Source organism: Methylobacterium oryzae, assembly GCF_036441375.1.
Taxonomy (GTDB): domain Bacteria; phylum Pseudomonadota; class Alphaproteobacteria; order Rhizobiales; family Beijerinckiaceae; genus Methylobacterium; species Methylobacterium oryzae_A.
In genome coordinates this window covers 882269-888928 of the sequence record NZ_MLCA01000014.1, presented here as the reverse complement: position 1 = coordinate 888928, position 6660 = coordinate 882269, and the positions used below count along the sequence as shown (strand labels likewise).

Sequence of the window (6660 nt, the reverse complement as noted above, 5' to 3'; positions counted from 1 at the left end):
GACGACGCCTCGGGCGCGGCCGACCAGCCGCGGGCGCGCCAGCGCGACACGACGGCGGCATTGAGCCGGGCGATCCGCGCCCGGTGCGCCTCCCAGAACGAGAGCGGCTTGGCCGGGATGGCGGCCGCGCGCGTCCGGTGCACCGGTCCCGTGGGCCGCTCGGCGAGGCGGGCCGGGGCGGTCGCGCGGGCACTCACCCGGACGACGCGCGCCTCCGGGTCGGCGAGGATCGCCTGGGCGCGGGCGCAGTAGAGCTGCGACAGGGGCGACATCGCCTCCGCGCCGTGCCCCGCCCGGTACTTCATCAGGGCGCGGCACAGGTCTCCGTCGGCCCGGCGCCAGGCCTCGGCGAGGTAGCGCACGCCGTAGCGGACGTTGATCTCCGGCGAGGCCAGTTCGGCGACGGTGCCGCGGAAGCCGAGCATCGCCGCGGTGGTCGGACGGACCTGCATCAGCCCGACCTCGCCGACGCTGCCGACCACGGTGGGATCGTAGCCGCTCTCGATCCGCGCGACGGCGTCGGCCACCGCGAGGGGCAGGCCGGTGCCGGCGGCCTCACGGGCGATGAGCGGCAGGAAGCGGGTCCGCGCATCGGCGGCGACCGGTGCGGGCGCGGCAGCCGGCGGGAGCGGCGGCAGCGACGCCATGCCGACGGCGTGCACCGCCAGGAAGGTGGCGGGCCGGGCCTGCGCCGAGGCGGCGCAGGTCAGCAGCAGGAGGAGCAACGGAGCGCGCATCGGCCGCCACGGGAAGGGTCCGGGGCCTGTCTATCCCGACCGCCTCAACGAAGCCTTTCGCCGCCGCGGGCACCCGCCCGCTACTGAACCGGCCCGCGGTCCCGCGCCTGCAGCAGGCGCAGGGCCTCGCCCAGCACCGCGTGGAGGTCGGCCGCGCCCTGCGGGCTGAGGGGCAGGCCGACCCGCTGCCCGTGGATCGTGTCGAGAACCAGCATGGCGAGGTCCTCGCCAATCAGCAGGTTGGCCCCCGGCAGGCAGAGCGGCAGGACGAAGTCGCCCTCGACCTCACCGAGGGTATCGACGGCCTCCGTGGGCCGGAAGGGCGGTTTCCGATCGGTCATCGCTCCCCTCCTCGCATTCCGCCCGGCGCCGATCCCCGGCGCCGCGGCTCAGCCGCCGTCGCGGCCCGGCATCCGCAGCGCGCGCACCGTGAGCGTGTCGATCTCCAGCGAACCGACCTCCAGGGCGCCGACCCGGGCGCGGCCCACCGAGAGGCGGCCGATCGCGAAGGCGCCGACCGCCACGACGCCGAGGGCCGCGGCCCCGAGAGCCAGCGCGCCCAGGGCCGACGCCCCGATCGTCCCCGCGCCGACGGCGCCCGAACCCAGGATCGCGGTGTCGCGGGACGGGTGAGACGGCGTCCCGGCCGCGCGGATCTCCGCCTCCGGAACCCTCGAATGCGCCATGCGGGATACCCTCCGACCGGTCCACGTCCGGGACAGCTATACCCGACGTTAACCGCGTTTTCACGCCGTCCGGAGACGATGGCGCTCGATCCCGGCCGGCCCGGACCGCGCGTCCGCCGCCAGAGAGGACGTCGCCCGTGCAGCACCTGTTCCAGGCCGTCGCGATCTTCGCGTTCGGCTGCCTGCTGATCCATGCCGGCCGCGCCTATGCCCGGGCGACCACGGTGATGCTCTCGGCGACCGCGCTGATGCTGAGCGTGACCCTCGGCACCGTGCTGTGCCAGCGGATCGGCGTCCCGGGGCGCTCCGTCGGGGCCGGCCCGTCCTACGCGGCGGCGCTCGGCCGGCCCGCTCAGTAGAGCCGCGTCCGGTAGCCCTCCGCGATCGTCGCCTCGGCCTCCGCCACGTCGGCGGCCGCGGTCTGATCGGACAGGATGCGGCCGAGGCTCGGGAAGGTGTCGCGCGCGACGTGCTGCGCCGGATCCCACAGCCGGGAGCGGATCATCGCCTTGCCGCAGTGGAAGAACGCCTCCCGCACCCGAACCACGAGGCCCGCGGCCGGCACCTTGCCCTGGGCGCGCAGGGGTTCGAGCAGCGCGGGATCCCGCGTCAGCGCGGCGGTGCCGTTCACCCGGAAGGTCTCGTCGATCCCCGGCACGAGGAAGATCAGCCCGACGCCGGACGCCTCGAACAGGTTCTGGAACGTGTCGACGCGGTTGTTGCCGCGCCGGTCCGGGATCACCAAGGTGCGGGGATCCGCGACGGCGACGAAGCCCGGCGCGTCGCCCCGCGGGCTGGCATCGGCGTTGCCGGCCCCGTCCGCGCTCGCCACCACGAGGAACGGCGACAGCGCGATGAAGCGGCGGCCGTAATCGTCGATCCGGTCGAGCACCTTGCGGGCGGCGAGCGGGCCCACGGGACCGAACTGCGCGCGCAGGCCCGCGGCGTCGCGAATCGGCGGGGTCTCGGCTGGCGCGTCCATGCGAACCTCTCTGACCCTGACTGGCGCGGCGGGGGCGCGCCGGTCAAGCGGGATCAGGGCCAGACGCGGATCGCCACCGGGCGCCGCAGCAGGTCCCGGTCGGAGGTGATCGTGCAGCCCTCCGTGCGCAGGCTTGCGTATGTCAGCAGCGCCCGGTCTCCGACATCGTCGAAATTGCGCCCACGCGCGTCCGGGTCGAGCAGCGACGGGTAGGCGAGGAGCGGCGCCGTCGCCGTGCAGGGATCGTCGTAGAGCGTGGCGCCCTCGAGGAGCAGGCGCGGGCTGTCCCAGGCGATCAGGTCACGGGAGGCCGTCCAGTAGAAGCCCGACCGGGCGAAGCCATCCCCCGCTTTGGCCATGAACACGGCGATCCAGGCGCCCGTGCCGCGGTGCCGGACGACGGCCCCGACCGGACCCGGGAACGGCCCGACCGGCCGGCAGGTCGCCGTGTTCGGGCGGACGGCGCGGTAGGGATCCGGGAAGGCCGCGGTGAAGCCGGTGCCGGTCCAGGCCCGCCAGCGGGTCGGATCGGCCGGGTCGTCGCTGCGGAACAGGCAGACCCCCGCCTCCTGATCGCTGCCCGGCCGGGTCCAGCCGGTGGTCGAGGCGAGGACGTACCGCCACGTCCCGTCGGCCACGATGTTCGAGGGGTTGAAGAAGCCGCGGTGGCGGCCCTGGTCGACCTCCTGCCGGAACGGCGCGCCGGCGACCACCACGGGCGGGCTCTGCCGCCGGAAGCTGCGGCCGCCATCCGTCGAGGCGGCGGCCGTGATCGTGTTGTACCAGCAGGCCATGTAGCTGGCCGCCGGGCAGCGGCCGGGATGCTCGTTGGCCTGGTACTCGTGGTGGAGGAGCGCGGCCACCCGGGTCCCGTCCTCGGTCCAGGTGGCGGTGATCCAGGACCGGTCGTCGTAGGCCGCGGGATCGGATTTCTCGCCCGAGTCGAGAACCACCGCGCAGTCGAGCTTGAGGTGGCCGAGATCGGGGCCGCGCAGCGCCCGGTTGCGGTAGTGCATCCCGTAGAGCGCCACCGCGCCCGACGCGTCCCGGAAGGCGCGCGCCGGCGCGTCGGGCACGTCGGCCCTGTCGCAGGCGTCGCGGCCTGCCTTGAAGACGAGCGCGGGTGGCCCGACCACGGTCAGGGCCGAGAGCGGCGGCTCGGGGGCGGCCGCGGCGGCGTGCGGAAGGAGCGGAAGGAGCGTCAGCAGAATCCGCTGCGCCACCATCCCGGATCCGGAGCGCAACGCGGCGCGCATCCGTCCGGCTCTCCCGTTCGCCCAGCCCATGGTCGCCATCCGGCTGCGTCCCGGCCACGCCTGGACAAACAGGCGGAGATTCGCTTGAGAACCGTTACAGAGTGCTTGCCGCCGACCGGCCGCGCGGCCCGACCGAAAGTCATCCATGGTTCTCCTGATCCTCGGGCTGGTGCTGTTCCTCGGCACCCACGCCTTCTCGATGGCCCGCACCCGCCGCGCCGCGATCGTCGGCCGGATCGGCGAGGGCCGCTACAAGCTCGGCTACACCGCCCTGTCGCTGCTCGGGCTCGTGCTGATCGGGATCGGCTTCCACGATTACCGGCTCGCCGGCTACATCCCGGTCTGGGACCCGCCGGTCTGGACGCGCCACCTCGCCCTGACCCTGGTCTGGGCCGCCTTCGTGTGCCTCGCGGCCGCCTACCTGCCGGGCCACATCCGCGCCAAGGCCAAGCACCCGATGCTGCTCGCCGTGAAGATCTGGGCGACGGCGCACCTCCTCGCCAACGGCGATCTCGGCTCGATGCTGCTGTTCGGCGGCTTCCTCGCCTGGGCGGTGACCGCCCGGATCAGCGCCAAGCGCCGAAATCTCGCCCCGGGGGCGGTCGCGGCCCAGCACGGCGGTCCGGCGGCGGCCCCGCTGGGATGGCGCAACGACGTCCTGGCCCTGGTGATCGGGACGGCCGCGTGGTTCGTGTTCGCCCGCTACCTGCACTATCCGGTGATCGGCGTGCCGGTCTGGCCGGGCAGCGCGGCCTGAGCCGGCGCCGGGGACGCGGTCCGGGACATGACCTGTCGCCAACCCGCCGCCCGTGTGTTAGGCGCGGGGCCCGAACGAGACGAGGTGGTCCGCTGAAATCATGCGGGCCGGGATAGAATGGCCGAGAACAACGAGTTTCTTCGCGAGGTCGACGAGGATTACCGCCGCGACCGGATCCTCCAGATCTGGAAGCGCTACAGCGGCGTGATCATCGCGCTCGCCGTGCTCGTGGTGGCGGGTGTCGCGGGCTGGCGCTACTGGCAGGCCCAGCAGCGCGCCGCGGCCGAGGTCGCCTCGGTGCAGTTCGACGACGCCAACCGCCTCGCCAAGGACGGCAAGGTCGCGGAGGCCGACAAGGCGTTCGAGACCCTGGAGGCGCAGGGCCCGGCGGGGTACCGCCTCCTCGCCCGGTTCCGGGCGGCGGCCGAGACCGGCAAGCACGACCCGGCGGCGGGCGCGGCGGAGTTCGACAAGCTCGCCGACGATACCGGCCTCGGCGACGGCCTGCGGGACCTGGCGCGCCTGCGCGCCGCGCTGCTACGCCTCGACGGGCAGAACCCGGATCCGGCGCTCGCCAACCTCCAGGGCCTGGCCGCCGGCACGCCGTTCCGCCACACCGCCCGCGAGATGCTGGGCCTCGCCGCCCTGAAGAAGGGTGATTACGAGGAGGCCAGCCGCTGGTTCGACCAGATCGTGGCCGACCCCGACACCCCGCGGAACCTGCGCGAGCGGATCGAGGTCTACGCGGCGATCGTCGCGGGCGGTCCCGTGACGGTGACCGCGGCCAAGCCGGAGCCCGCCGCGCCGCCCCCGCCGATCACGCGCTGATTTTTCGTCCGGACTGTTTCGAGAACCACCATGGATATGCCGACCGTCGCGATCGTCGGGAGGCCGAACGTCGGCAAGTCGACCCTGTTCAACCGCCTCGTGGGCAAGAAGCTCGCGCTGGTCGACGACCGCCCGGGCGTGACGCGCGACCGGCGCGAGGGCGACGTCGCGTTCGGCGGCCTCCAGTTCCGGGTGATCGACACCGCCGGCCTCGAGGAGGCCGACGAGAAGACCCTCACGGGCCGGATGCGGATGCAGACCGAGGCGGCGATCCTCGCCGCCGACGTGGTGCTGTTCGTGATCGACGCCCGCGCCGGCGTGCTGCCGGCCGACCAGCCCTTCGCCGAGCTGGTGCGCCGCGCCGGCTGCCCAGTGATCCTGATCGCCAACAAGGCCGAGGGCGGCGCCGGCCTCGCCGGGGCCTACGAGGCCTTCACCCTCGGGCTCGGCGACCCGATCCCGTTCTCGGCCGAGCACGGCGAGGGCCTGGGCGAGCTGCACGAGGCGCTCAAGGGCGCCCTGCCCCAGCGCGACGACGACGAGGACGCGGACGACGACGCCCCCGGCGGCCGCGCCCTGAAGGTCGCGATCGTCGGCCGCCCGAATGCCGGCAAGTCGACGCTGATCAACCGGATGCTCGGCGAGGAGAGGCTGCTCGTCGGCCCCGAGGCCGGCATCACCCGCGACTCGATCTCGCTGGACTGGGAGTGGCGCGGGCGCCGCATCAAGCTGCACGACACGGCCGGGATGCGCCGCCGCGCCCGGATCGACGACAAGCTGGAGAAGCTCGCGGTCTCGGACGGGTTGCGCGCCGTGCGCTTCGCCGAGGTGGTGGTGGTGCTCCTCGACGCGACGATCCCGTTCGAGAAGCAGGACCTCACCATCGTCGACCTCGTCGAGAGCGAGGGCCGCGCCCTGGTGATCGGCCTCAACAAGTGGGACCTGGTCGCCGACCAGCCGGGCCTGCTCAAGCAGCTGCGGGAGGATTGCACCCGGCTGCTGCCGCAGGTGCGCGGCGTCGCTGTCGTGCCGCTGTCCGGCCTCGCCGGCGACGGCGTCGACAAGCTGATGCAGGCGGTGGTGCAGGCCGCCGAGGTCTGGGACCGGCGCATCTCCACGTCGCGCATCAACGACTGGCTGAACGAGGCGACCTCGCGCAACCCGCCTCCGGCGGTGTCGGGCCGGCGGATCAAGATCCGCTACGCCACCCAGGTGAAGAGCCGGCCGCCGCACTTCGCGCTGTTCGGCAACCAGCTCAACGCCCTGCCGAAATCCTACACGCGCTACCTCGTGAACGGCCTGCGCGAGGCGTTCGACCTGCCGGGCACGCCGATCCGCCTGTCCCTGCGGACCTCGCAGAACCCGTTCGACAAGGGCTGATCCAACCTCCGGGCGAACCGCGCCGTCATCGCGA

9 protein-coding genes are annotated in these 6660 nt (G+C 73.7%); 4 read left to right on the top strand and 5 right to left on the bottom strand.

The window, feature by feature from the left end:
• The 3 genes from MOTC310_RS27965 to MOTC310_RS27955 all read right to left on the bottom strand — a co-directional run.
• On the bottom strand, positions 1-737 hold a 737-nt coding region (locus MOTC310_RS27965), incomplete at its 3' end, for a lytic transglycosylase domain-containing protein (protein ID WP_331304081.1).
• Between the two features lie 80 nt (positions 738-817).
• Entirely contained in the window at positions 818-1078 is a 261-nt protein-coding gene (locus tag MOTC310_RS27960) for a hypothetical protein (protein WP_331294648.1), read from the bottom strand.
• A gap of 48 nt (positions 1079-1126) precedes the next feature.
• Positions 1127-1423, bottom strand: coding sequence for a hypothetical protein (locus MOTC310_RS27955; protein WP_331304080.1), 297 nt, complete (start codon positions 1421-1423; stop codon positions 1127-1129).
• A gap of 137 nt (positions 1424-1560) precedes the next feature.
• Between MOTC310_RS27955 and MOTC310_RS27950 the strand changes: the two genes are divergently transcribed.
• Positions 1561-1782, top strand: coding sequence for a hypothetical protein (locus tag MOTC310_RS27950; RefSeq protein WP_331294646.1), 222 nt, complete (start codon positions 1561-1563; stop codon positions 1780-1782).
• Here MOTC310_RS27950 and MOTC310_RS27945 read toward each other — a convergent pair.
• On the bottom strand, positions 1776-2405 hold the full coding sequence (locus tag MOTC310_RS27945; RefSeq protein ID WP_331304079.1) for an MSMEG_1061 family FMN-dependent PPOX-type flavoprotein: 630 nt from the start codon (positions 2403-2405) through the stop codon (positions 1776-1778). The genes MOTC310_RS27950 and MOTC310_RS27945 overlap by 7 nt on opposite strands.
• A gap of 53 nt (positions 2406-2458) precedes the next feature.
• Complete coding sequence (locus tag MOTC310_RS27940) at positions 2459-3631, bottom strand: hypothetical protein (protein WP_331304132.1); 1173 nt, start codon at positions 3629-3631, stop codon at positions 2459-2461.
• A gap of 175 nt (positions 3632-3806) precedes the next feature.
• Here MOTC310_RS27940 and MOTC310_RS27935 point away from each other — a divergent pair, with 175 nt between their 5' ends.
• The 3 genes from MOTC310_RS27935 to der all read left to right on the top strand — a co-directional run bounded on the left by MOTC310_RS27935 (position 3807) and on the right by der (position 6626).
• A complete protein-coding gene (locus tag MOTC310_RS27935) occupies positions 3807-4418 on the top strand; it encodes an NnrU family protein (RefSeq protein ID WP_331294643.1) in 612 nt (203 codons plus the stop codon).
• 117 nt (positions 4419-4535) lie between these two features.
• On the top strand, positions 4536-5246 hold the full coding sequence (locus MOTC310_RS27930) for a tetratricopeptide repeat protein (protein ID WP_331304078.1): 711 nt from the start codon (positions 4536-4538) through the stop codon (positions 5244-5246).
• 30 nt (positions 5247-5276) lie between these two features.
• Positions 5277-6626: a ribosome biogenesis GTPase Der gene (gene der, locus MOTC310_RS27925; RefSeq protein WP_331304077.1), complete on the top strand. Its 1350-nt coding sequence runs from the start codon at positions 5277-5279 to the stop codon at positions 6624-6626.
• The last annotated feature ends 34 nt before the right edge of the window (positions 6627-6660 follow it).

Excerpts from the sequence above, each read along its gene's own strand:
- MOTC310_RS27960 (WP_331294648.1), bottom strand. The coding sequence starts at position 1,078 with ATGACCGATCGGAAACCGCCCTTCCGGCCCACGGAGGCCGTCGATACC.
- MOTC310_RS27955 (WP_331304080.1), bottom strand. The coding sequence starts at position 1,423 with ATGGCGCATTCGAGGGTTCCGGAGGCGGAGATCCGCGCGGCCGGGACG.
- MOTC310_RS27945 (WP_331304079.1), bottom strand. The coding sequence starts at position 2,405 with ATGGACGCGCCAGCCGAGACCCCGCCGATTCGCGACGCCGCGGGCCTG.
- MOTC310_RS27940 (WP_331304132.1), bottom strand. The coding sequence starts at position 3,631 with ATGGTGGCGCAGCGGATTCTGCTGACGCTCCTTCCGCTCCTTCCGCAC.
- MOTC310_RS27935 (WP_331294643.1), top strand. The coding sequence starts at position 3,807 with ATGGTTCTCCTGATCCTCGGGCTGGTGCTGTTCCTCGGCACCCACGCC.
- MOTC310_RS27930 (WP_331304078.1), top strand. The coding sequence starts at position 4,536 with ATGGCCGAGAACAACGAGTTTCTTCGCGAGGTCGACGAGGATTACCGC.
- der (WP_331304077.1), top strand. The coding sequence starts at position 5,277 with ATGGATATGCCGACCGTCGCGATCGTCGGGAGGCCGAACGTCGGCAAG.